This is a genomic window from Chitinophaga sp. W2I13 (assembly GCF_050434005.1).
Classification (GTDB): domain Bacteria; phylum Bacteroidota; class Bacteroidia; order Chitinophagales; family Chitinophagaceae; genus Chitinophaga.
This window is the reverse complement of the sequence record NZ_JBNPWD010000001.1, coordinates 3,152,255-3,177,351: the sequence shown is the minus strand read 5'-3', so window position 1 is coordinate 3,177,351 and position 25,097 is coordinate 3,152,255. Positions and strand designations below refer to the sequence as shown.

Below are 25,097 nucleotides of genomic sequence, written 5' to 3'. Positions count from 1 at the left end.
AAAAAAAACTTAATTAACGGAGATACCATCCACTTTCTTCTTCCCCAGCACCGGCTCTTCAGTAGCCTCCGGCTCCGGGAAAAAGTCATATGGCTTGGGCGACAGGTACTTTGGATCATGCAGCTTCCTCACTTCATCCCGCTTCATGAACACCGCTTTGATAATCAGCACCAGGAAAGGCACGTACTTCAGCCACCGTGGCATATTGAACCGGTCCAGCACATCAATGGAACGCTTGTTCATGGCGTACATCACCGGCACCAGTACCAGGGTCAGGAAAGTCGCGAAAATCAACCCGTATACCATTGTCCAGGCCAGCGGCCCCCAGAAGGCCACGTTATCCCCACCAAAGAATATATGCGGTTTGAACTCACTGAACAGCGCGGCAAAGTCGATGTTAAAGCCCACTGCCAGCGGAATCAGACCCAAAATAGCAGCAATTGCGGTTAATATTACCGGCGTCATACGGGTACGACCCGCTTCCACCACCGCTTCATATACCGGCATCTTCTGCTGGATCAACAGGTCCGTAAACTCTACCAGTACGATACCATTACGCACCACAATACCTGCCAGGGCCATAATACCCACACCCGTCATTACAATGGAAATATCCATTTTAAAGATGGAGAAGCCCAGGAACACACCAATGATACTAAACAGGATCTCCATAAAGATGATCATCGGGCGGCCGATAGAGTTGAACTGGGTTACCATAATCATCAGGATCAACCCAAATGCTCCAAGCATCGCCATCATCAGGAAGTTCATGGTTTCCTGCTGGTCTTCCTGCTCACCGGTCATTTTAATAGTCACGGAGTTCGGATGGGTAAAGTCCTTCAGCGATGATTCAATATGCTGTACCACTTCATTCGCATTCGCACCTGTTAAGATGTTGGAATACAGCGTAATTACACGTTTCTGGTCTATACGCTTAATACCTGCAAAAGTGTTGGAATAATGAATATCCGCTACCGCCGATAACGGCACCTGGCGTATTGCTCCGCCCATATTCATGTCGCGGTATACCAGGTTGAGGTTCATCAGGTTATTAATATTGTTCCGCTGATCCTCATTTAATCTTACCATAATCTTATACTCATCTTTTGCATCACGGATCTTGGAGGCTTCAGCTCCGAATAGCGCTGTACGAAGAGCTCCACCGATCTGGCCGGTAGAAATACCTTCCGCATTCGCCCGCTCCCGGTCTATATCTACTACTATCTCCGGCTTATTGTCCTCGAAATCGCTCTTCAGTTCCTCCACACCCGCAATCTGCAGGGAATCGAGATAACGTTTAAGTCTGAACGAACTGCTGGTCAGCTCATCAAAATTATCGCCGCTGATTTCAATATTGATAGGCTTACCGGTTGGCGGACCACCCTGCTCCTGCTCTACCGTGATATTGGTTCCCGGGATACCTTTAACGGCATTACGGATTTTATCGAGATATTGTACGGTCGACTGCCCATCCCTCGCACCAAATTCCACAAAGGCGACCGTTACCTTACCCTTCTGCGGCTGCGTGCTGAGATCCATCTGCGAAGGATCGCCGGCGCCTTTGGCCACATTGGAAATAATAGATTCCACTATCGGGTTCTTTTCACCCACTACCTTGGTGATACGTTTTTCCACCAGGTTAGTGATAGAATCGGTATACTTCTGGTCGGTACCATTGGGTAATTCTATGTAAGTATAGATGAAGTTGGGATCTGCCTGCGGGAAGAACACCACTTTCGGATTTCGTATAGCCGTTAGCATAATACTGAAGATCAGTAGCCCAAACGTAGCCACCACGATCCATACCGGGCGCCATCCCAGCAAACACCACTGCAATATGCGTTTGTAACGGTCCTGTACTTTCGGCCAGAATCCATGCTGGAAGCGGCGAGCCACGCCACCTAACCAGAAACGTTCCAATACGATCAACAGGTAAAGGAATACCACAAAATTGCCCACCCCTATGCTGCCATTGGCATAACCTACGAGCGCCAGCAAGGCAAACACACCGGAGAGGATCGTAAATTTCTTATCAAACTTAGGCTTCGGATGGTTTTCACCTTCGTGCCTGTCCATGAAATCCACCGCAAACACCGGGTTAATGATATACGCCACCACCAGCGATGCGCCGAGTGTTGTGATCAGCGTAACCGGCAGATAGAACATGAACTTACCGATCACACCAGGCCAGAACAGCAGCGGCACAAACGGCGCCAGCACTGTAAGGGTACCGGAGAATACCGGCAGGAACACTTCTCCCGCAGCTATTTTAGCTGCCTTCACAATGCCCAGGTCCTTTCGCTGGTTATAAATACGGTGTACGTTTTCTATCACCACAATGGCATCATCCACTACAATACCCAATGCCAGCAGGAAGGAGAACAGCACCATCATGTTTAACGTAAACCCGTACATCGGCATCAGTAAAAATGCGATAAACATGGAAATTGGCACCGATAATGCCACGAAGATCGCGTTAACCGCTCCCATGAAAAACATCAGGATAACAGTTACCAGCAGGAAGCCGATAATAATGGTGTTGATCAGGTCGTGCAGGGTTACGCGGGTAGATTTCGACTGGTCTGCCGTGATAGTTACTTCCAGGTTTTTAGGGAAGTAGTTTTCCTTCATGTCCTTTGTAATCGCCTGGATCTTATCGGATGCATCGATCAGGTTTTTACCACTTTGCTTAATAACGTTGAGCGTGATTACGTTCTTTCCGCCAAGCCGCGCATAGCTTTCCTGTTCCAGGAAACCATCTACCACGTTGGCAATATCTTTCAGGTATACTGTTGCACCAGACTGGCCGCGTACAATGATGTTACCTATTCTTCCCGGATCTTTATATTCTCCTTTTACGCTCAGGCTACGTTTCTGACCGTCCATCGCAACAAGACCACCGGAGATGGTGATGTTTTCTCCCTGGATGGCGCCGATGATATCTTCAAAGCTGATCTTGGCCGCATCCATTTTGTATTTGTCCACGTTGATCTGGATTTCGCGTTCCAGTTCACCTACCAGGTCCACACGGGTAATTTCATTCAGCGCCTCAATCCGGTCTTTCATATCATCCGCATACTTTTTCAGTGTTTGCAGGTCAAAGTCGCCGGAAAGGTTTACGTTCATGATAGGAATCTGCGACACATCTATCTTCACAATCTGCGGTTCCTGGGTCAGGTCCTTCGGCAGATCTTTCTTTGCATCGTCTACTTTTTCCCGCACCTGCTGACGCGCAGCTTCAATATCTTCATTGGCATTGAACTCAATGGTGATCGCAGAGAAATCCTGCATGGAAGTACTCTTGATCTTCTTTACGCCAGAGATGCCGTTCAGTTGTTTTTCTATCGGTTTGGTCACCGTTGTTTCCATATCTTCCGGGGAAGTACCAGCATTGACGGTGTTGATATAGAACTGCGGGAACACTACCTCGGGAAACTGTTCCTTCGGCAGGTTAATATAGGAAAGTATACCTGCCAATGCAATGATAATGGTAGCCACGTATACGCTTACCTTATTATCAATGGACCAGCTGGTAGGCTTAAATTCTTTATGGAGATTGTCTTGCATACACTTGGTTTTAGCTGTTTGAATCAGCTTTATAATTTAATCAGGTCGTTATCGTTCAACCCCTGAAAACCGGTGGTGATAACTTTATCACCTGTTGTCAAACCACTCTTTATTTCAGCCTTATCATTGTAGGTGCGGCCCATATCTATTGTTTTGCGTTGTGCCACCATTTTACCGTTGGCATTTTGCGCGACCATTACATAAGGCTTTCCGGAGGTATACTGGATCACGCTTACCGGAACTACCACTGCGTTCTTAGCGACATAATCCACGATCCTGATGCGGGCGATCATGTTAGGACGCAGACCGGCATCCGGTTTCAGCGGCACTTCAATTTTGATGGTGCGGCTCAGCGGATCAATGGTCCTGGATGCAAACCCGATAGTGCTGCGTATTTCGCGGTTAATATCAGGGAAAGATAAGATCACTGCATCTCCTGATTTCAGCAAACCGGCGTAAGCTTCCGCTACGTTGGCAGTTACCTTCAGGTTGTTGGCGTTTACCACGCGGAAGGCTGGTGCGCCCGGGGCTGCATTGTCTCCCACCTTGGCGATTACTGCATCTACGGTACCGCTGATAGGTGCAATGATGCGGGTTTGCGACTGCTGATCCTGCAGGGTGGCCATCTTCCTTTCCAGGCTTTCCTTCTGGTTTTTGGCGTTGAGATATTGTACTTCGGAACCTATTTTCTGTGACCACAGGTTTTTCTGTTTTTCAAACAGGGTGTTAGCCAGGTCCATCTGGGTACGGAGTTCCGCCATGTTGGCTCTCAGCACCTGGTCATCCACCTGGGCCAGTGTTTGTCCCTGTTTTACTGCCTGTCCTTCTCTTACAAAAATGTTGGTAATTACTCCCGGTACGCGGGCGGAAACGTTTACGTTTTCGCGGGCGTCCACACTTCCCTGCACATCTATATAATGTTCAAATATGGTATCCGTGATAGCAGTTACGGTAACATCTTTCATTTTCTGCTGCGTCGTATCTTTCACACCCGCTTCCTTTTCCAGCGCTGCTATTTTTTTGTCGATGTCTTCGTTATATTTTACTTTCTCCTGTTTCAGCTTCTCCAGCTGTTCAGCTTTATTTCCACCACCACCGCAGGATGCGAGCATCAGGGCGACAAAAGGGATCAGGAAAGAATATTTTTTGATCATATAGTTAGTAGTAAATAGTGATTGAAATAATGAAGCTTATAGTTTGCCGTACGATTTCAGCAGGTCTACCTTAGCAACAATAGCGTTAAACAATGCAGTGAAATAATTATTCTGTGCAGTGAGCAAATCGTTTTCAGCAGTGGTCATTTCCAGGCTGGAACCTACGCCCTCCCTGTATTTGATCTGGGTGGTGTTATATACGTCCTGTGCCAGTTCCATGTTTTTCTCCTGTGCTTCCAGCGTGAGTACGTTGTTGCGGAAAGTAGAATAGGATTGCTCTCTTTCCAGGTCGATGCCCAGCTTCGCATTTTCGATGGCCACTTCACTTTTCTTTACTGCCAGCCACGCCTGGTCTACCTGCCGTTTGCGCTGCATACCACTAAAGATGGGAACAGAGAGGTTCAGTCCTGTGTTTACATAACCGTACCACATCTGGTTCTGGAGGTAATCAAATTTATCACTTCCCCTTAATGCGCCGGTAGAACCGAATAGTTGCAGGGAGGGTAGACCTTTCAGCTTATATCTTTTCAGATCATATTCATTTGCTTTCTTTTGCGTTTGCAGCAACTGGTATTCAATCCGCTGTGAGTAGTCGAATTTATCCATATCCAGCACATCTGCTGCAATCCTTTCTGTAGAAAGTGTATCCGTTAACGTTATAGCCTGTTTCAGTGGCATGCCCATCTGGTATTTCAGTGAAGCAGTACCCAGTTCAATCAGGTTACGGAGTTTGGTTTGCTCCGTTTGCAGGTTGGTATATTGCACTACCAGGCGGTCTACGTCCAGTTTTTCCGCAAGACCGTTTTTGTAGATCTCTTTGGTTTCGTTGAGGATCTTTTCCAGGGAACGGATGTTTTCGGAAAGGATGGTCAATGCTTTGTTGGCAGACAGTACATTGTAATAGGCTTTGTACACGGTGGATTTCACGTCTATTTCCGCCTTTTCCACGCCCTGTGATACCAGGTCTTCCAGTGTTTTACGTGCCTGTAAAGCTACGAGTACGCTGGGATCGAAGAGTACCTGTGTAAGTTTCACCTCCCCGAGCAGGTTATGCGGCAGCTGGAAAGAAACTACGGTAAAGGAGTCTTTGGGCAATCCAAAGTTCCTCATGTTAAACATCTGTTTCTGAGTGATCGGGTTGTACTGGTAAGAGCCGGTACCAGCGACATTGGGCAGTGCCAGGCCGCTAACCTCCTTGTTCTTGGCTAGCTGGATGAGTTCGTCCAGTTTGGCGGTTTTAACGGTGCTCTGATTAGCCAGTGCGTAGTCTACCGCTTCTTTGGCAGACAAACGGATGGGTTCAGGCGTAACCTGCTGCTGGGCGCCGGCGATGGTCGCCAGGGACAGCAGCCACACCATAAAAGCCATACTGGTGAGCCTTTTGATTGATAGCATAGTGTTATTTATTTTGCGATAGTTGTTTATATTCTTCAATAAGCCGGTATCCTTTTACAGAAGCCACCCCATATAAAAAATTCTCCAGCAACACTTTCTGCACTTTGTTCATATCATTGGCGCCAGGGAACACTTCCGGTTGAAAACAGATCATGCAGGCGTATATCCTGTATTGGGTCAGTATTTTAATGTCGATATCTGGCCGGTATACTTTTTCACTGATGCCTCTTTCCATATTTTCACGGATCATGGTAGCCAGGGTGTTGTTCCGGTAATCGAGGAACAGCTGGTAGGCTTTCGAGTGAAATTTCTGCAGGTCCAGGATAATGACAGGGTTCATATTGCGCAGGCGGCGGTCCAGCATGTCCATTACGAGGAATAACTCGTCAATGGCGTCTTTCGATTTTTTCCGGTCTTCGATACAGTCTTCGGTAACGATATTTATGAACCGGCCGATGGTTTGGCAAACCATATCGTCCTTATCGGTGAAGTGGGCGTAAAGCGTTTTCTTCGAAATCCCCATTCTCACAGCGATGTCATCCATCGTGATGGAGCGGGTACCAAATTGACGAAAAAGGCCAAAAGCCGTGTCCATAATGCGTTCCTGTACTTCCATAGATTTTATCGCATTAACCCTGTTGTTATGCTGGACAAAACTATGGAAACTTTCCAAACTTCCAAAGTTTCCAGTACTATTTTTTTACATGTGGCAACATTCAATTAACCGTCCCTGCTTCCTGCTTTGCGCTTTATTGTCTAATTTGCAGCCCTAATCACAAACCATGTCGCCAAAGCTTAGATTAAAAGTATTTGCATCAAGATTGCTGCGTTACTTCTTTCAGGGATTGCTCATTCTGGCGCCCATTGGTATTACTGCGCTTACCTTGTACTGGGCCTTTATTACTATTGATAATCTTATTCCGAAAGAGCTGATTCCGGAAGGCGCTTCTTTTGGTTTTCTGAGGTACAAAGGAGTAGGGTTTGCATTGGTGCTGCTGCTGATCATCGGGGTAGGTTACCTCAGCTCCTCCTTTATTATCGGGCGGATCTTTGATTTGTTTGACCACCTGCTGGAGCGCACGCCTTTTATCAAATATATTTACACCTCTATTAAGGATGTTTTTGATGCGTTTGTAGGTGAAAAGAAAAAATTCGATCACCCGGTGCTGGTGCAGGTATACGGGGTGGATGTGTGGGAGATGGGATTCATTACGCAGACGGATGTCAGCAACCTGGGCCTCGAAGGATACATGGCAGTATACGTACCCCATGCGTATGCCATTACCGGTAAGGTGTTTATGGTGCCAAAAGAGCGGGTTAAACCGCTGACCAACGTTTCTGCCGGCGAAGCCATGAAGTTTGCCGTAAGTGGTGGCGTTACCCATATCTGATCCGGGGATGCTTCATAGATGAAGCGTAAATACCTCGTGGTTAAAGCATGCTTACATTTTCCGTTGCTGTAACAATGCTGATATTTTATTATCCCTGGAGATAAAATATCAGCATACTTTTTTTCGCTATATTCGTCTTCCCAAAAATATAGTGACATGTTAACCCACACCTGGCTACGGATTCCCGTATTATTTACTGTAATCATATTTTCCTGTACAGATGTTTGTGCATGGGGATTTTTTGCGCATCAGCGGATTAACCGGCTGGCGGTATTTTGCCTGCCGCCGGAAATGATGGTCCTCTATAAGCCGCAACTGGAGTACATTACGGCACATGCGACAGATCCGGACAAGCGGCGCTACGCTGTTGCTGCAGAAGGCGCCAGGCATTACATTGATATCGACCTGTTCGACAAGCCGCCCTACGCGCAGATTCCCCGTAACTGGGCAGATGCAGTCGCCAGATACACGGCAGATTCCCTGAACCGCAACGGCATTCTGCCCTGGCATCTTGAAAAGATGCTGGCCATGCTCACCGCCGCATTCCGGGAAAAGGACCAGCAGCGCATCCTCCGGCTGTCTGCCGAACTGGGACATTATATGGCAGATGCACACGTGCCCCTGCATGCCTGTTCCAATCATAACGGCCAGTTTACCGGCCAGCAGGGTATTCATGGCTTGTGGGAATCCCGCATCCCTGAATTACTGGCAGATAAAACGTTCGATTACTGGGCCGGGAAAGCCGTGTATATATCCGAACCCCGTAAATATATATGGGACATTATCAGGATAAGCGGAATGGCCGCAGATACAGTACTGGCCTACGAAAAGCGGCTTAGTGAAAAATTTCCGCCCGGCAGGCGTTACGGTTATGAAAACCGGAATGGGGTATTAATTCGTACTTACGCAGAAGACTATACGAAAGCATACGCACTTTCGATGGGCGACATGGTGGAACGAAGGATGAAAAATGCGATAGCAGCCGTGGCAGCAGCCTGGTATACCGCCTGGGTAAATGCAGGACAGCCCTCTTTACAGGAGCTCACCCATACTACCCTTACCCCCGAGGAGGTACAGGAGATGGAACAGCTACAACGTCAATGGCTGGAAGGTAAGCTACCGGTGAGGGAGGAATGAGCCGGTTAAAATATTTATGGTAATACTTAATAATTAGAAAAGAAATTTTATCTTTGCCCATACCATCTTTTAGCCTGTCCTACACCACGCGCCTTACTGGTTTTAAAACACCCGTGCCGTTTTTTTTCCGTTTCCTTAGAAAAACCAAAACAAAGTGGAAAGATCAAAAAATGAATTTAATCTGAATCGCAACATGAAGGTGCATAATTTTAACGCAGGTCCTTCTGTATTACCCAACGAGGTATTGTACAAGGCCAGTAAAGCTCTGATTGACTTTGAAGGGTCAGGGATGTCTATACTGGAAATTGGCCACAGAACGCAACCGTTTATAGCGGTGATGGACGAGGCGCGCAACCTGGTGAGGGAACTGATGCAGCTTGATGATGACTTTGAAGTACTCTTTTTACATGGCGGAGCCACCACGCAGTTTATGCAGGTGCCAATGAACCTGCTGGAAAGCAGCGAATCTGCCGCATATGTGGATACCGGAGTATGGTCCAACAAGGCCATCAAAGAAGCAAAATTGTTTGGCTTCACCGACGTTGTGGCGAGCTCCAAAGAAAGCAACTACAATCACATTCCCAAACAGTTCACCATCCCCCAAAAGGCAAGTTATCTGCACATTACCACTAACAATACCATCTATGGTACACAGTGGCAAATGACACCTGTTACCGATGTACCCCTGGTAGCAGATATGAGCAGTGACATCATGAGCCGCAGCATGGACTTTAACAAGTACTCGCTGATATATGCCGGCGTACAAAAAAATATGGGCGCCGCAGGCGCTACCATGGTAGCAGTACGCAAAAGCATGTTGGGCAAGGTAACGCGCAAAATACCAGCCATACTGGATTACAGGAACCACATAGAAAATGGTTCTATGCTAAACACCCCTCCCGTATTCGCTGTGTACATTTCCATGCTCACACTCCGCTGGCTCAAAGAACAGGGCGGCATTCCTGCCATTGAAAAGATCAATGATAAAAAAGCAGCACTCCTTTACGATGAAATCGACCACAACCCGCTGTTCCGCGGTACTGTTGTGAAAGAAGACCGCAGTAAAATGAATGCCTGCTTCATCATGGATAAACCGGAAATGGAAGAAGAATTCCTCAAATTCTGTAAGAAAGAAGATATCGTTGGTATCAAAGGACACCGTCTCTCCGGCGGATTCCGCGTATCTATGTATAACGCATTGCCATATGAAAGCGTAGAAGTAATGGTGGAAGCCATGAAATACTTCTCCCTGAAAAAGGCATAAGAAAATATCCTTATTGTATTACGGAGTTGCAGGTAGATCAGCTATCTGCAACTCCGTAATTCGTTAGCGGTAATCCGTATTTTTTTTATTATTACATTTACCACTCACACATATCTACATCATGGCTATTATCAGACCCTTTAACGGATTAAGGCCTACAGCAGATCTCGCAGCAAAAGTAGCTGCAAGGCCGTACGACGTACTCAGCTCGGAAGAAGCCAAAGCAGCGGCATCCGGTAACCCTTACTCATATTATCATGTTTCAAAATCTGAAATAGATCTGCCCGACGGAACAGACACCCACAGTCAGCCCGTATATGATAAGGCAGCGGAAAACCTGCACCGCATGGTACAGGAAGGCACCCTCTTCCTGGAACCACAGGCCGCCTATTATATCTACAAACTGGTGATGAACGGCCGCGCTCAAACCGGACTGGTATGCGTTTCCGCCATATCAGACTATAACAACGGCATCATTAAAAAACACGAATTTACCCGGCCCGATAAAGAACTGGACCGCATTAATCATATTAAAACCACCAAAGCGCAAACCGGCAATGTATTCCTCGCTTACAACGACGTACCGGAAGTAAACGCCCTGGTAGACCACTGGCAGGAACACAACCAACCAGTGTATGATTTCACCGCCGAAGATGGTATCCGGCACACCGTATGGGTAATCAACACCCCCGCTGCCATCCAGGACATCACTACCCTGTTCGCCGAAAGGGTGCCCTGCACCTACATCGCCGACGGCCATCACCGCGCCGCCTCCGCCAGCCTCGTACAGGCCGCGTTTGAGAAAGAAGGAAAGATCACCTCGGTAGACAATCCCGTCAACTATTTCCTCACCACCATTTTCCCGGCCAGCCAATTGGCCATCCTGGATTATAACCGCGTGGTGAAAGACCTTAACGGCCTGAGTAAGGAAGCGCTCCTCTCCCGTCTGGACTACGACTTCACCGTGGAAGAAATCGGGCACCTGCCCCAGCAACCCTCCATGCTGCATGAATTCAGCATGTACCTCGATGGCCGGTGGTACCGCCTGGTGGCAAAAGAAGGCACCTATACCACCGATCCCATAGGCATCCTCGATGTAACCATTCTTTCCAATAACATACTGGATAAACTGCTGGGCATCAAAGACCAGCGCACCGATAAACGCATCGACTTTGTTGGCGGCATCCGCGGGTTGAACGAACTGGTAAAACGGGTAGACAGCGGCGAAATGAAAGTAGCATTTGCCCTTTACCCCGTCACCATCCAGCAGCTGTTTGACATTGCCGACAGCGGAAACGTAATGCCCCCGAAGAGCACCTGGTTTGAGCCGAAGCTGCGCGACGGACTGATCACGCATATTATTTAAACATACTATACGCTTTCCCGGCGATATCCATCCGCCGGGAAAGCCCGTTATTTCATTGTCTCCCTTTATACCCGCATCCATGAAAACAACTGATGATACCCGCTCTATTTTTGATGATGATCCCTTACTGGCAGAAAAGAAAAAGTTTTATCCCACACTCGGCCACGCCTGGCTGATACCCGTGTATAGCCTGGTAATATTCCTCGCTTTTTATATTGCCGCCGCCGGCGCCTACCCGGGCATTACAAACGACAAAGTACTAAGCAGCTTAATCACAATACCCATTTATTGCAGCCTGTTGCTGGTGGTCCCGATTTACAGCTACAACCGGAAAAAGAAAGTGGAACCGGATTATCGTCTCTTTTTCCCTGATGTTGTCGTGGATATATATGAAAACGGGCAACCTCGGCAATACCCTTTACATGCAGGTATTATGCGGCCTCATACCCGCCCTGCTGGTATTTACCCTGCAGGATCAATTTGATACATCTGTACCGCAGGTGCTAAATTCGCCTGTTTGGGTGGGTGCGAGTGGTGTTATTGCCATCATCTGCTTAATTATATTACAAAACAGTTTTCCATCAACAAATAAAGTAATAAAATAATATAACAAAGATATCCCTTCTATCTCCCTTCCCATAGATTGATCTGTGGGACATTACCCCATTTTCCTTACTTTTACAGCAAACGACAGACAGGGATGAACATACGGTCTTCTTTATTGAAAGCACTTTTTGTTGCGGGAGTTTTATTTTCACAGGTTGCAATTGCACAAGACGCCAAAGAGCTGTATAATACAGCCACAGGCTTTATCCGCGGAGGAGATTATTCCAATGCCATACTGGTATTAAACCAGGCATTGCAGCTGGAACCGGATAATTTTGAATTAAAGAAACAGCTGGGATTTACCTATTATCTGAAGGGAGACCTTGTAAAGGCAAAAAGCATTATTGAACCTTTACTTGGCAGCAGGGAAGCAGACGTACAGGTATTTCAGATTGCAGGCAATATTTATGTGGGAAGGGAAGAGTGGAAAACCGCGCAGCGCATGTTTGAGCGGGCCATCAAAAAGTTCCCCAACAGCGGCGAGTTATACAATGATAACGGTACCCTGCTGATGAACTTCAAAATGTATGACGGCGCCCTCCGGAGCTGGATCAAAGGCATTGAACAGGACCCCGGTTTTCCCGGCAACTATTACAACGCCACCAAAACATACGACTTCAGCAATAATCCGCTGTGGTGCATCCTCTACGGCGAAACCTTCATGAATATGGAAAGTTTCACCACACGCACGGCTGAAATCAGGAATATTGTACTGGAATCTTATAAAAAATTATTCAATGACCCTTCGCTGTTTGAAAGCGCCATACCAGAGGATAAGAAGGGCAGGAAAAGCAGCAACGAATTCGTAGAAGCATATAAAGCCTGTATGGGCAAGCAAATCAGTGTAGTAACCGGAGGAATAGATCCGGATGTGTTAATTATGGTGCGTACCCGCTTTTTATTGGATTGGTACAACTTTTACGGTATGAAATATCCGTACGCCCTTTTCGATTATCAGCGCAGGCTGCTACAGGAAGGAATGTTTGAATCGTATAACCAATGGCTGTTTGGCCCGTCGGCCAACCAGGCCAGCTACAAAGCGTGGGTGGGATTACATAAAACCGATTATGATGCTTTCCTGAAATTTCAGCGCAGCAATCCATTAAAGCCGAAACCTGATGAATATTACAATGATGGAAGGTTTACGCTGATCAATTCCGGGTATTAGTATTTAGATAATTTTTGATTTACGCGTTTAGTCAATTAGTTGCTGTAGCAACTGAATGACTAAATCCGTAAATTGTAAATCTCAAAATCTGAATATGCTCGTTAACAAACACCAAAACATTATCGACAATGCTGTAAAGGCGAACCACGAACGAACTTTCTATTCGCAATACCCGGAGCATCCCAAAGCTTACGGGGAAGAAGCCCATGCCAAAGGCGTACAGAGTTATCAGCAATTACTGGGAAAACCTTTCAAACAGTTACTGCAAACCGGCGAAACCAGCTGGGCCGGAGAGGAAGTATCACCCTACACCCGCGAGGTACTGGGAGTTACCTATCCCGTTTTTCCTGTTGGCGACCTGATAAAGAAAGCCACAGAAGCCGGCAAAAGCTGGGCGAAAGTACCGGTATCCGAAAGAGCAGGTATGCTCACCGAAACCCTGGAAAGAATAAAAGACTACTTTTTTGATATCGCCAACGCTACCATGCATACTACCGGCCAGAGCTTTATGATGAGCTTCCAGGCTTCCGGCCCGCATGCCAACGACCGCGCCCTCGAAGCAGTAGCCACGGGCTATCACGAACTCCAGCGGTACCCGCCATCATTAACCTGGGAGAAGCCAATGGGTAAAGCCAGTATCAAACTGTACAAAACTTTTAAACCGGTACCCAAAGGTCCCGGTGTTGTGATTGGCTGCTCCACCTTCCCGGTATGGAACACACTCCCCGGCGTTTATGCCGACCTCATCACCGGCAACCCCGTGATTGTGAAACCGCATCCGAAAGCAGTGCTGCCGATCGCCATTGCCGTAAGCACCATCCAGCAATCACTTCAGGACAACGGCTATGATCCCAACCTCTGCCAGCTGGCTGCCGACAGCTCAGACCACCTCATTGCAAAAGAACTTTGCGGACACCCCGACGTAAAACTGATCGATTATACCGGCGGCAGTGCATTTGGTAACTATGTGGAATCACTCCCGGGCAAAACGGTATTTACGGAAAAAGCAGGCGTTAATTCGGTAATCCTCGACAGCGTAACCGACCTCGATGCGGTGATTCAGAACCTCGCCTTTTCTGTTAGCTTATATTCCGGGCAGATGTGTACTGCGCCACAAAACTTTTTCATTCCCGAACAGGGCGTCAAAACAGCCAATGGCCAGGTATCTTTCAATGAGGTAGTGCAAAAGTTCAAGGAAGCGGTAGTAGGCCTCGTAAACCATCCGAAAATGGGCGCAGGTACGCTCGGCGCTATACAAAACGACAGCACCCTCTCCCGCGCACAGGAAGCCCGTCACCTCGGAGGGAAAGTGATCCTCGAAGGCACCCCGGTAGTGAATGAAGAATTTTCCAATGCCAGGGTATGCGCTCCCACCATCCTGGAAGTAACCAGCGCGGATACAGCCATCTATGAAAAAGAACTTTTCGGACCGGTGATCCTGATCATCAAAACCAGGGACACGACACATAGTATACAACTGGCCAAACAAATGGCATCGAAATACGGCGCCATTACCTGCGGGGCTTATACCACAGATCCATCTGCCAAAGAAAAAATAGCAGAAGAAATGAACAGCGTTTTCACACCTGTATCTTTTAACCTTACAGGATTTATCTGGGTAAACCAGCATGCTGCGTTTTCCGATTTCCATGTTACGGGCGGTAATCCGGCAGGTAATGCCAGCTTTACCAACCAGGAATTTATTGTGAAAAGGTTTGTGTGGGTAGGCAACCGGGAACTGGCGGAATAGCGAAATTTTCTGACAAGCGCCCGCTTAAACAGGGCGCTTGTTTTAAAGCATACCAGTAATTATGAAGAAACTCTTATGTATAGTATTCGTTATTACCTGCGGCATCGTGGCATGCGAACAGGCGCCCAAAGCTGATAAAGCCCGGATCACCGATGCGCAGACCGTGCAAACCGGCACCGGTAACGCTTATCTTCCGGATACCGCTTCAAGTGTAGTACAATGGATTGGTACAAAACCTACCGGTAAACATTATGGCGCACTGAAACTGGCCGGTGGCGCACTGTATGTAAAAGACAGCCTTATCACCGGCGGCCAGTTCATTATTGATATGAAATCCCTCCAGGATGTAGACCTCGCAGCCGATTCCGCCATGAAACGCAAGCTGGAAAACGAATTGAAAGGAGAGATGTTCTTCGACGTAAAAAAATATCCCGCCGCCACCTTTGAAATAACCGAGGTAACGGCATTCCATCCCACTGATGGCGATGAACTCACCCTTAGAAACGCTACCCATATTGTCAAAGGAAACCTGACGCTGAAAGCTGTTACCAAAAATATATCCTTCCCTGCCAGGATAACGCTTAAAGACAACACCATCATCGCAATAGCCAATTTTAACATCGACCGTACCGAATGGGGTATCAGCTATCGCGCCGACAAATCATTACAGGACAAACTCATCAATTCACAGGTAAATATCTCCTTCGATATAAAGGCTACCCGTTAAGCCCGCTTTTTTCGTTTTTTTTCTGCGTGAAGCCAATAAAATATTTTAAATTTAGTACAACCTCTGGTACCTAAAACTGACTTCCATGGAAACAAATCAAGAAAGAGATAACCGACTTTGGCGCATCGCAAAAGCCAGGGCAGGATTTAAGTCCCACCTGATCATCTATCTCGTGATTAACCTGGGATTATGGGCAGTATGGTTTCTGACAGACAGTAACAAAACAAGCGGTACTCCCTGGCCGGTATGGCCCGCATTAGGATGGGGCATTGCATTGGCTTTCCAGTATTTCAACGCATACCACAAAGATCCTTTCGGTGATGCATTAGGAGAATATGAAAAGCTGAAAGAACAACAGCACACACGTATCTGATATTTGAGCCAAAACAAAATTACAACAGCATGGACCAACCGCAACGACTATTCGATGTGATTTCTTACCAATTAGCCAACTTTCCCAAAGAGGATATGCTGGCGGGGAAAGAAAACGGGCAATGGAAAAAGTACAGCACAAAAGAAATAGCGGACCTCACACTCAGATTCAGCTCCGGCCTGCTCAAACTAGGCATCAGACCGGGAATTAAACAAAATGAGGAGAAAGATAAAATAGCCATCATTTCACCCAACAGACCGGAATGGATCATTACCGACCTGGCATGTCAGCAACTGGGCGCCGTGCTCACCCCCATTTACCCCACCATCAGCGAAACGGAGCTCGCCTACGTACTGAATGATGCGGAAGCACGTATTCTCTTTGTAAGCGACAAAGACCTGCTGGATAAGGTAACTGCCATGAGGGATAAATTTCCTTCCATCCGCGAAATATTCACCTTCAATAAAGTAGAAGGCGCCCGCCACTGGACGGAAGTTCCCGCACTGGCCGACCCCGCCGATTTTGAAAAGATAGAGGAAGTAAAAAAGAATATTTCCCCGGAAGAACTGGTCACCATTATTTACACTTCCGGTACCACCGGCACACCAAAAGGCGTAATGCTCAGTCACCACAATATTATGAGCAACGTACTGGCCTGCCAGCCTTACCTCCCCGTTAATAAAGAAGCAAAAGCCCTTAGCTTTCTGCCACTGAACCATATATTTGAAAGAATGGTCACCTACCTGTATCTCCGGGCCGGTGTACCGGTTTATTATGCGGAGAACATGGAAACCATTGGTGATAACCTGAAAGAGGTGAAGCCTACCATTTTTACCACGGTACCCCGCCTGCTGGAAAAAGTGTACGAAAAGATCATGACTACCGGCCTGGAACTCAAAGGCATTAAAAGGGCCTTGTTCTTTTGGGCAGTAGACATCGGTAAACGGTATGAAATCAATAAAGACCTAGGGCGCCTGGTATAACCTGCAGCTCAAACTGGCTAATAAGCTGGTCTTCAGTAAATGGCGCGCAGCCCTGGGTGGCAATATCGAGTGCATTGTAAATGGTGCAGCAGCCTGCCAGGTCCGTTTGTTGAAGATATTCACCGCCGGCGGCATTCCCATCATGGAAGGCTACGGCCTTACGGAAACCTCCCCGGTAATCAGCGTAAACCGCATCAACGTGGAAGACCGCATGTTTGGCACCGTAGGTCCCGTTATCAGCGGTGTGGAGGTAAAACTTGCGGAAGATGGCGAAATCCTCTGTAAAGGCCCCAATGTAACCATTGGTTACTATAAACGCCCCGATCTCACTGCCGATGCCATCAAAGATGGTTGGTTCCATACCGGCGATATCGGCGTAATGATCGACAACAAGTTCCTGAAGATAACCGACCGGAAAAAAGAACTCTTTAAAACCTCCGGCGGCAAATTCGTGGCGCCACAGCCCATCGAAAACAAGTTTAAGGAGTCGCCCTACATTGAACAGATCATGATCGTCGGGGAAGACCGTAAATTCACGGCAGCACTGATCATACCTTCCTTCAGTAACCTCCGCAACTGGGCGCAGAAACGCGGTATCACCGCTACCTCCAACGAAGAACTCGTGAAAAACCCGGATGTACAGGACCTGTACAAACAGGCGGTAGACAAATACAACCAGTTTTTCAGCCATATTGAACAGGTGAAAAAATATATCCTTCTCCCCCGTGAATGGACGGTAGATGGCGGCGAACTCACCCCCACCCTCAAGGCAAAACGGAAGGTAATCCTGGAGAAATTCAAAAAAGAAATCGATAGTATCTATGCCCCCGCCGGTGGAAAAGTAGATATAGAAAGTCTTTAAATATTAATTTAAAACCCTTACTTTTGCCACCCGATCCCAGGATTGGGGTAAAAAGTGATGGCCTCATAGTTCAATGGATAGAATAGAAGTTTCCTAAACTTTAGATACAGGTTCGATCCCTGTTGAGGCTACAAGGAGGTACATTTCAGGGCTGTACCCTAATGGTGTACCGGACAAAAACAATGAGACCAGCCATTATAGCCAGTCTCATGTCTAATCTAAGATCTGTAGTAGGTATACACCTGGTTGCCTTCATGGCCGGCAATCACTTCATAAACGCCGGGCGAAGTCTCTACCACATCATTTATGTTGTAAACTTTACCACAAAGGGTATTGCCAAATTTACATCCGGATAAACGGGGATCTTCACCTGTTCCGGCATATGTTACGGGGTTACCATTCGCATCAACATAAAACTTGTAGTAATCCACTAAGGGCCGGGTATTTGCTTTAGTAACAAATACACAAATAACAGAAATTCCAATAGCCAACAGGCCTAAACGGTACTTTTTCATGAGGATATATTTTTTTTTGAATAATAAAAACGCCTGGTAAAATCACGCTGTGAAATAAGCCCCCCTTCTTCTTTTTGAGGCCCAGATGCCCGTTATGGCCAAAAGCATGAATATGATATTTAACCACAAATGCCATATCCATGACATAAAGTTTATCACACCACTACAGGCACAGGGAATAACATAATCTCCGGTTAGCATCATTACGATATAAACACTTATAGACAGGAGTAGTAGAAAAGCAGTATATAAGGCTATCAGGCGGGACCTTGGCCAGAGCAGGAAATAAGACAGCACCAGTTCCAATACAGGCAGCTGCCAGGCCATACCGGCAGCATAACCACTTATTAATGGAAAGCTGCTGAGCTGATTCCTGAATACCTGATAATCCAATAATTTTATCAATCCTGCGTAAACAAATAAAACAATCAACAATGCAGCAATAATGTTAGCAGCGTATTCTCTTTTCATGAGTATAGTCATTTTGTTTGCAGACGGAATTCCAGTGTATCCACCACATCTCCCTCTTCATTTCCTGTAATATAGAAGGGAATAAATGCAGGCGATGCGGTCATCCCCAGGGTAAGTAATTGTGCATGTTCTATCCGGGCTATATAGTTTCCGGGAGCAAGTCCATTAAAGCTGAAGAAACCATCGCTTTCTGACAGCAGGCGGGCGGCCAGACTGCCATCTTCACTGTAGATACATACTACGATGCGCCCCAGGCCTTTCCCATTCAGGTATACCTCACCCGACACTTCTCCGACCACCACTACAGGCACCTCCACGGGTTTTACACGATTGGGATCTATTATCACGCTGACCGTAGGATGTTTTAACCGCCATGCTATATTATCAAAACTGCTGCGGCGCATATCAATTAAATAATTCGAGTACGGTTCCAGTTCCAGTATACGGATAGTAGTATCCCGTTTGTTATGTATGATACGGCCGCCGTTCACCATTATCTGCAGTCCTGCAACTTTAGGTTCTCCTTTGTCACGGTGGCCATTGCCGTTCAGATCCAGAAAAGGCTGGATAACAATGCCGCCTGTACCAACACTGGTCCGGCTGGTTAGATCCATAAAGTCACCCAGTATCAAACTTCCTCTTGCGGATTGCACAAACGTACTGGTCGCATTACTGCGCGAAGCGGAAAAGCCTACCTGAGAGAAAGAAAAATCATAGCGGATACCAATACTCACATTACTGAAGTTGCTTCTATAGTTCCGCTCATACGACATATTCAGGTAGCCATTTCTGAAAAAATACTTCCCCAGTTCACAGCGAGTGCCAATAATCTTTTTCTGCATATACTCATACTGCACCTGCGGCGTGATCATCAGTTGCTTTGGTAACCGGAAAGACAGGGCAAGGTTACTGTACAGATATGGATCTGATTGGCCAGCTAACACTGCATAGGTGGTAAAATTAGCTCCTACACCCAGTATTGCACCAGACATCAGCCATTCAGTAGCAGTGTATTTGGCTCCGGGTAATATGAACTGGTTGAGGGTAAGCCTGGAAAATACGGCAAGTTTGCGACCAACAAAAGTGCGGGACACTGCCAGCTTGCGTTCTTCCAGGTAATTGAAAATAATAGCCTTCTGCCCTTTTTTATACCGTGTGTAGTTTGCTTCTATAAGGAGATTGGCAGGCAGGCGCCAGGTCATCATCCCCTGTGCCCTTACACCATAAGTATAATCTCCCGAGAATAGCAGGTTGGAAGCCAGGCGCATGGAAGCACTCACAAAAGGCATGGTTTCCCCGGTGGTAACAGAAGAAAGATATTCAACACCGCCGCCAATGGTAATAAGGCGTGTAGCGCCATAGTTAAAACTTACACGGCCCAACCGGCTGTTCACACTATCTTCCACCACACCCGCGCTGGCGGTATATTCAAATTCACCATGCGGCAGAAAATTGAAAGGCACACTGATATTCTCCTCACGGAACCGCTCCTCGCCCCATGGACCGTAAAAACGAAGTTTTACAATTGTTGTTCCATATACCAATGGTACCTGGAAAGTAAAAAACCCGGACGCATCTGCTTTCGCATAATCTACCAGTTCATTGTTCACATATAATTCAACAGTCCAGTTGGGTTCTGTAAAATTACTCAGGGTATAGAAACCAAAAGTACGCCTGTTTGTAGTAGGTGTATTGGTAACCTGTACACCTACCACCGGATCGTAAACAGAAGCAGTGGATTGCGCAAATATTTTCCCGGCTATCACCTGCCGCAGGCCTTTGTGATCATTATTTACAAAACGCCAGCGGTAATATTGCTGCCTTCTCTCAAAAGGCCTGAACCTGTAATCGCTGCTATCATGCATAACGGATTGTTGTGCGCCATAGTTGTTGTAATTGAGGGCTACATTCGTTTCGCCTCCCGCAAGCGTACCTCCCAGGGACAGGCTTGCCCTTGTGTCATTTCCACCCTTTCCTCTCTGCGTGGTAACAACAGACCAGTCTGCCATACCCAATTGAAAGAGCGGATAATCCCTGCCAATCACAGTATCCGCTTTTACTTGGCCTTTCAGACGATTGATATTCTGATGCATCTGCTGCTGCCGCATTTCCCGGATAACCGGCAACTCATGTTTTGTATCCATACTAACGGACAGGTTGCGGAAGTTGAACTTACAATTCAATCCAAATACACGTCCGAAAAGTTCTGTACTCAAATAAAGACCAACAGGTGTGCTGATCAGTTCATTTTCTTGCAGTACAAATGTTTTTCCCTCATACTGGATACAGTTATGGGTTTTATCAATGAGATAAATAGCCTGTTCCGTAATAAAGGTGCCGGATACAGTATCTGCGCTCCCGGATAACGTGTTCCTGATCTGTAAGAAACTGAATACATCAGAAACAGACAGATAGGCAATATCATCAACTATCAGGGCCGGCAGTTCTATTCCACCTATGCCTTGCACCATAAAGAAAATAGATGTTTCATAATACGGAGATACCTCCTGCCTGGCAAAAGCAGGGGAGGTCATACCAATAGTTTGTAGCAAAATGAAAATAGTGATACGGGATAGCACTCCTGTTATTCCTGTATAAAGGTGATCGAAAATAAACCACTATATGCGCCAGGTGGATTAGCCAGGGGACTCCCAATTGTAAGCGTACCTCCTATCCTTACCTGTGTACGGCCGGGTGATATAGCTGTGGCAATGAAAGGCGATCCTGTACTCGCGGTACCGATGTGTAACATCATAGATCCCCCGTTACTTCCGGTGAGCATAACGTCTGGTCCGTTCATAATAGTGATAAGCGTACCGGCGTTAGCATCCACTTCAATAATGCCAGGCGAAAAAGGAAAACCCAGGCCAGCCTGTACAACACTGCCTGTAACAGACCGGGAACCATCCGGATATATAATCACCGTACCACCTGAAATACCCTGATAAAAAGCACCAAAAACAAGTCCCTGTAAAGGGTTCACATAAATAGCGATTGGGCGTGGAGGCTGTTGCTGCGCCTGCATTACCTGCCAGGTGAAAAACAGCAGGATCATTACACTCACGGTTAATTTATTACACAGGATCATAGATCTCTTAATTAATTGCTGATCAATATTTTTTTTGAAAACTTCTGTTGCTGGACAAAAAAGGTAACAATGTACACGCCATTCCTAAACTCTGAACCCAGGTCATGATAGCCATTACCATAAAGCTGCTTCCGTAATATTACCTGCCCCAGCATATTCGTGATCATCACATCACATACTTCTCCCCGCATCTCTCCAATATGCGCAAGCAATTTGCCGCCAGCCGTATAAGCATTGAAAATAGCCGTGGGCGCTTCTGGTAAAATATCCGGGTCTTTCACACGGAACACCAGGAAAAACCGGTTCTCATATCCGCCGGCATTCAGGTAAAGACGGTAACCGGGATGTTCTTCCAGATCCTGTCTTATACCGGTTTTTGAGTCATAGAGGTATATGTGCTGTCCGTAGGGAATACGTTCCAGGTCAGATGCATTAAAGGTGATCCATCCGGCCCGTTCGGTTTTAAGACCCAGCTGTATTACATCTGCACTGTCTTTCATACCAGGCCAGGAACAAATAGAAAGCCGCGCGGCATCCGGACTAATCACATATAAACTTGGTACTTCCCCATCTGTATTCATCAGCTTGAGGGCATCCATTTCTGTATCAAAAGCCTTCGTGGCATTATCATCAAAATAAACAACCATAGGATCTGCTGCTGTTACATCATCCTTGAATCCTGCTGTTAACCTCAGCAATGGAGATGTTAGCGGAATAAGCCGGTGAAAATCAGGCAGCAGGTTATTAAGGCGTGCGTTATTATTAACTGACAACGTTGCAGCAACAGGAAATGTCCCTATGGAAACATGCACAAAAAATCCCTGCATGGCAGCAATAACATGACCGGCAATTCCATCACTGGAAACGCCATTGATATAAGAACTGTAGGTTCCCGTATATTGATTACCAGCGCCCGTATTAAAGTAGTATAACGCGTTGTCAATATTAGTGCGGCTCCATCCTGATGCCGTATTCCAGTCTATAGGTGACGGATACGGATTACCTGCCAGGTTAAAGCCCAAGGTGTAGGGTTGATTATGATTGTATAACGTAGCCGAGGTAATTGTATGGTTATTCACCACTCCTGTAATATCCGCCGTTTTAGCTGTGGAAGATGCGCCCATGTTAGCGGCGTATCCCTGCATAGGTGTGAGCGTATTGGAAGTATTGGTATAACGCACCCAGCCGGAAGAAGGCAGGTTTTCATCATAGCGGTAAAATGCAGGGAAGGTCGCGTTAAGATTTACATCATCCGAAAACTCATTGACGGTAGCTGCCTGAAATGGTGAGCTGAAATATCTGTATCCGAAACCAGATGACAGGTATCGTTGCATGTCGATGTTTCCCAGCACCTCTCCGGTTCCACTGCCATCAATCAAGGCTGTTTGTGCAGCAGTAGATAATAAGGTCAGATTTCCATTTGCCTGAAGGGTGCCGTTGCTTAAAAGAATGGCCTTCAGGGAATGCCCGGTTGAGCTGATAGTAGTTGTACTGCCCGTTGCGATAGTTATATTATTAAAGGTAGTCGCCGATGTTCCTGCAATGACCTGCGTTGTTCCTGCGAAAACTATTACTCCATTGTTATGAACAAACGTTCCATTGTTTGCCCAATTAGCTCTTAGCACGATGCTGCCATCACCGGCAATAACATAGGTATTCGACGCAATTATAATTCCCTGGCTGTAGGCCATTACAGGTAGGAACAGGAATAAAATATAGTAAAGCTCCAGTCGCATACATCTTATTGTATAAGCGTTATATCAAAGATTACAGTACCCAGGAATTGGATTCCGCTAATACCTGCGCCCGAGTTAGTAAAGTTGATCAGCATGGTGTTTGTTGCACTTATCCTCGACCACGAAATAGCAACACCATCCGGCAATGAGGTGCGCGGATTTACAATAACAGTACTATTTAGTACTGCGCCCGTAACGGTTACGGTTTTAGTTACACTGGCGGAGTAAGTGATGGGAGAGGTAATATCTGTAATGGTTACGGATTTTCTGGATATGTTATTCAGCACACTACCTGCTGCACCCAGCTTAAAATTTCCTGCTACATCCAATTTGGCCGTTGGCGCAATGGTAGCAATACCTACCAATTCTCCGGCCATTATCCGCATCGCTTCATTAGCTGGCGCCGTTCCTCCTACCAGGAAAATAATATCTTTTGTTGCATTATTATTAACCATGTATAGATCATTCCCTGAAGAAATAATGTAACCATCATTAGCCTTACCGGTTTCAATGGGATTACCGGTTTGATACAGGTATCCTGAACCATTAATACCCAGGTCGATGAAGTTGGTGGTTTCCGTTCCATTATCCGCAGTAGCCACATAGTCAGAACTGCTTTGGGTTCCCGGAGAAAGATTCTGGATATTCATCTGCATGTAACTATTGATACTGCCTTTGGCGTAAAAGGCATTAACAGAAGTAGTAACGCCCATATCTACCAGGAGTTTTTCCGGATTGACAAGATCAAATGTACTCGTCCCTATACCAACGCCACCTGTTTCGCTGATACGCATCCTTTCCGTATTACTGGTAAAAAGCCGCAAATCCGATAGGTCGTTGATGCCGGAACCCATGTAAAAGGCGTTTATCCCCGAACCGGTATTAAGAGAAAAAGCTGAATTTATACGGGCCGAAAAACGCAACGAGCCCATTAGATCTCCCTTCAGAAGATTGAGTGGTGCAGCCAGGGTACCCCTTGCCTTCCGCATATGTAATCCGGCGGTGGTGGTGGTGCCATAATCATCAAACAGGTAATCATTTCCGGACTCTGAATTATCTGTTACTTTATGAATGCCTCCAAGCGGAATAGCTATTCCCAATCCTAAAGATCCGTTGGCAGTGATCCGCATTTTTTCTGTGTTATTCGTTATAAACGGCAGATCAATATTATCGATGGTACCCAGGCTCTTTGCAGTTGTTACCGTATTGCCGTTCAATGACCAGCCGGTACCGGTACCACCGGAGGAGAGATTTATCCAGGCACTTACAGAATAGTAGTAAAACCCTTTGGTATTATCTGTCTGGTAAACCAGCAGGCCGTCTGCAGGTGAGGTAATAGCCAATCTTTGCACCTGCGTCATTCTTGGAGCCAGTAAACCTTTTGTAGTTGATTTAATATCCAGCACTGCGGTTGCCTGTCCTGTTGTATAGGCAGCATCATCTGTTACGATCACTGTTTGGGTATATCCCTTCACCCCGGTTAACATGAATACAAACAGGATGTATAGCGGTCTTATCATCATAGGAATGGTTTTAGATCCTGA

21 protein-coding genes and 1 tRNA gene are annotated in these 25,097 nt (G+C 46.6%); 12 read left to right on the top strand and 10 right to left on the bottom strand.

Translation table 11 applies throughout. From position 1 onward, the window contains the following. Positions 1-9 precede the first annotated feature (9 nt). From QFZ48_RS13130 to QFZ48_RS13115, 4 genes are read right to left on the bottom strand one after another with little or no spacing between them, the layout of a single operon-like run. Positions 10-3,567, bottom strand: coding sequence for an efflux RND transporter permease subunit (locus tag QFZ48_RS13130; RefSeq protein ID WP_429062570.1), 3,558 nt, complete (start codon positions 3,565-3,567; stop codon positions 10-12). A gap of 29 nt (positions 3,568-3,596) precedes the next feature. Next, complete coding sequence (locus QFZ48_RS13125) at positions 3,597-4,721, bottom strand: efflux RND transporter periplasmic adaptor subunit (RefSeq protein WP_429042332.1); 1,125 nt, start codon at positions 4,719-4,721, stop codon at positions 3,597-3,599. A gap of 36 nt (positions 4,722-4,757) precedes the next feature. Continuing rightward, positions 4,758-6,116: a TolC family protein gene (locus QFZ48_RS13120; protein ID WP_429062568.1), complete on the bottom strand. Its 1,359-nt coding sequence runs from the start codon at positions 6,114-6,116 to the stop codon at positions 4,758-4,760. Positions 6,117-6,120: 4 nt separating this feature from the next. Further along, complete coding sequence (locus QFZ48_RS13115; RefSeq protein ID WP_370908488.1) at positions 6,121-6,732, bottom strand: TetR/AcrR family transcriptional regulator; 612 nt, start codon at positions 6,730-6,732, stop codon at positions 6,121-6,123. Between the two features lie 166 nt (positions 6,733-6,898). Here QFZ48_RS13115 and QFZ48_RS13110 point away from each other — a divergent pair, with 166 nt between their 5' ends. From QFZ48_RS13110 to QFZ48_RS13055, 12 genes are all read left to right on the top strand, one after another. After that, a complete protein-coding gene (locus tag QFZ48_RS13110; protein ID WP_429042338.1) occupies positions 6,899-7,507 on the top strand; it encodes a DUF502 domain-containing protein in 609 nt (202 codons plus the stop codon). Between the two features lie 156 nt (positions 7,508-7,663). Further along, the gene (locus QFZ48_RS13105) at positions 7,664-8,644 is read left to right on the top strand and encodes a zinc dependent phospholipase C family protein (protein WP_429042339.1); all 981 of its coding nucleotides are present in this window, start codon (positions 7,664-7,666) and stop codon (positions 8,642-8,644) included. Between the two features lie 154 nt (positions 8,645-8,798). Continuing rightward, the gene (serC, locus tag QFZ48_RS13100; protein WP_429062566.1) at positions 8,799-9,908 is read left to right on the top strand and encodes a 3-phosphoserine/phosphohydroxythreonine transaminase; all 1,110 of its coding nucleotides are present in this window, start codon (positions 8,799-8,801) and stop codon (positions 9,906-9,908) included. 121 nt (positions 9,909-10,029) lie between these two features. Next, positions 10,030-11,274, top strand: coding sequence for a DUF1015 domain-containing protein (locus QFZ48_RS13095; RefSeq protein WP_429062564.1), 1,245 nt, complete (start codon positions 10,030-10,032; stop codon positions 11,272-11,274). 79 nt (positions 11,275-11,353) lie between these two features. Then, complete coding sequence (locus QFZ48_RS13090; RefSeq protein WP_429062562.1) at positions 11,354-11,758, top strand: hypothetical protein; 405 nt, start codon at positions 11,354-11,356, stop codon at positions 11,756-11,758. Positions 11,759-11,974: 216 nt separating this feature from the next. Next, on the top strand, positions 11,975-13,048 hold the full coding sequence (locus QFZ48_RS13085) for a tetratricopeptide repeat protein (RefSeq protein WP_429062560.1): 1,074 nt from the start codon (positions 11,975-11,977) through the stop codon (positions 13,046-13,048). A 94-nt stretch (positions 13,049-13,142) separates the two neighbouring features. Continuing rightward, positions 13,143-14,798 carry a phenylacetic acid degradation protein PaaN gene (paaN, locus tag QFZ48_RS13080; protein ID WP_429062558.1) on the top strand — a complete coding sequence of 552 codons (1,656 nt, stop codon included), beginning with the start codon at positions 13,143-13,145 and terminating at the stop codon, positions 14,796-14,798. A 61-nt stretch (positions 14,799-14,859) separates the two neighbouring features. Continuing rightward, complete coding sequence (locus QFZ48_RS13075; protein ID WP_429062557.1) at positions 14,860-15,525, top strand: YceI family protein; 666 nt, start codon at positions 14,860-14,862, stop codon at positions 15,523-15,525. Positions 15,526-15,610: 85 nt separating this feature from the next. After that, on the top strand, positions 15,611-15,898 hold the full coding sequence (locus QFZ48_RS13070; RefSeq protein ID WP_429062555.1) for a 2TM domain-containing protein: 288 nt from the start codon (positions 15,611-15,613) through the stop codon (positions 15,896-15,898). A gap of 29 nt (positions 15,899-15,927) precedes the next feature. Next, complete coding sequence (locus tag QFZ48_RS13065; protein WP_429062553.1) at positions 15,928-16,881, top strand: AMP-dependent synthetase/ligase; 954 nt, start codon at positions 15,928-15,930, stop codon at positions 16,879-16,881. A gap of 106 nt (positions 16,882-16,987) precedes the next feature. After that, the gene (locus QFZ48_RS13060; RefSeq protein ID WP_429062551.1) at positions 16,988-17,743 is read left to right on the top strand and encodes an AMP-dependent synthetase/ligase; all 756 of its coding nucleotides are present in this window, start codon (positions 16,988-16,990) and stop codon (positions 17,741-17,743) included. 59 nt (positions 17,744-17,802) lie between these two features. Next, positions 17,803-17,874 (top strand) — tRNA-Arg (locus QFZ48_RS13055). An 87-nt stretch (positions 17,875-17,961) separates the two neighbouring features. Here QFZ48_RS13055 and QFZ48_RS13050 read toward each other — a convergent pair. Genes QFZ48_RS13050 through QFZ48_RS13025 form a run of 6 tightly spaced genes read right to left on the bottom strand, consistent with a single transcriptional unit; the run spans position 17,962 to position 25,076 of the window. Further along, entirely contained in the window at positions 17,962-18,258 is a 297-nt protein-coding gene (locus QFZ48_RS13050) for a hypothetical protein (protein ID WP_429042354.1), read from the bottom strand. Between the two features lie 42 nt (positions 18,259-18,300). Next, positions 18,301-18,729 carry a MauE/DoxX family redox-associated membrane protein gene (locus QFZ48_RS13045; RefSeq protein ID WP_429042356.1) on the bottom strand — a complete coding sequence of 143 codons (429 nt, stop codon included), beginning with the start codon at positions 18,727-18,729 and terminating at the stop codon, positions 18,301-18,303. An 8-nt stretch (positions 18,730-18,737) separates the two neighbouring features. Next, positions 18,738-21,263, bottom strand: a complete 2,526-nt coding sequence (locus tag QFZ48_RS13040) for a hypothetical protein (RefSeq protein ID WP_429062550.1) — start codon at positions 21,261-21,263, stop codon at positions 18,738-18,740. Between the two features lie 50 nt (positions 21,264-21,313). Continuing rightward, a complete protein-coding gene (locus QFZ48_RS13035; RefSeq protein WP_429042359.1) occupies positions 21,314-21,817 on the bottom strand; it encodes a DUF4402 domain-containing protein in 504 nt (167 codons plus the stop codon). An 11-nt stretch (positions 21,818-21,828) separates the two neighbouring features. Then, on the bottom strand, positions 21,829-23,553 hold the full coding sequence (locus tag QFZ48_RS13030; protein ID WP_429042361.1) for a T9SS type A sorting domain-containing protein: 1,725 nt from the start codon (positions 23,551-23,553) through the stop codon (positions 21,829-21,831). 5 nt (positions 23,554-23,558) lie between these two features. Further along, entirely contained in the window at positions 23,559-25,076 is a 1,518-nt protein-coding gene (locus QFZ48_RS13025) for a hypothetical protein (protein WP_429062548.1), read from the bottom strand. Between the last annotated feature and the right edge of the window lie 21 nt (positions 25,077-25,097).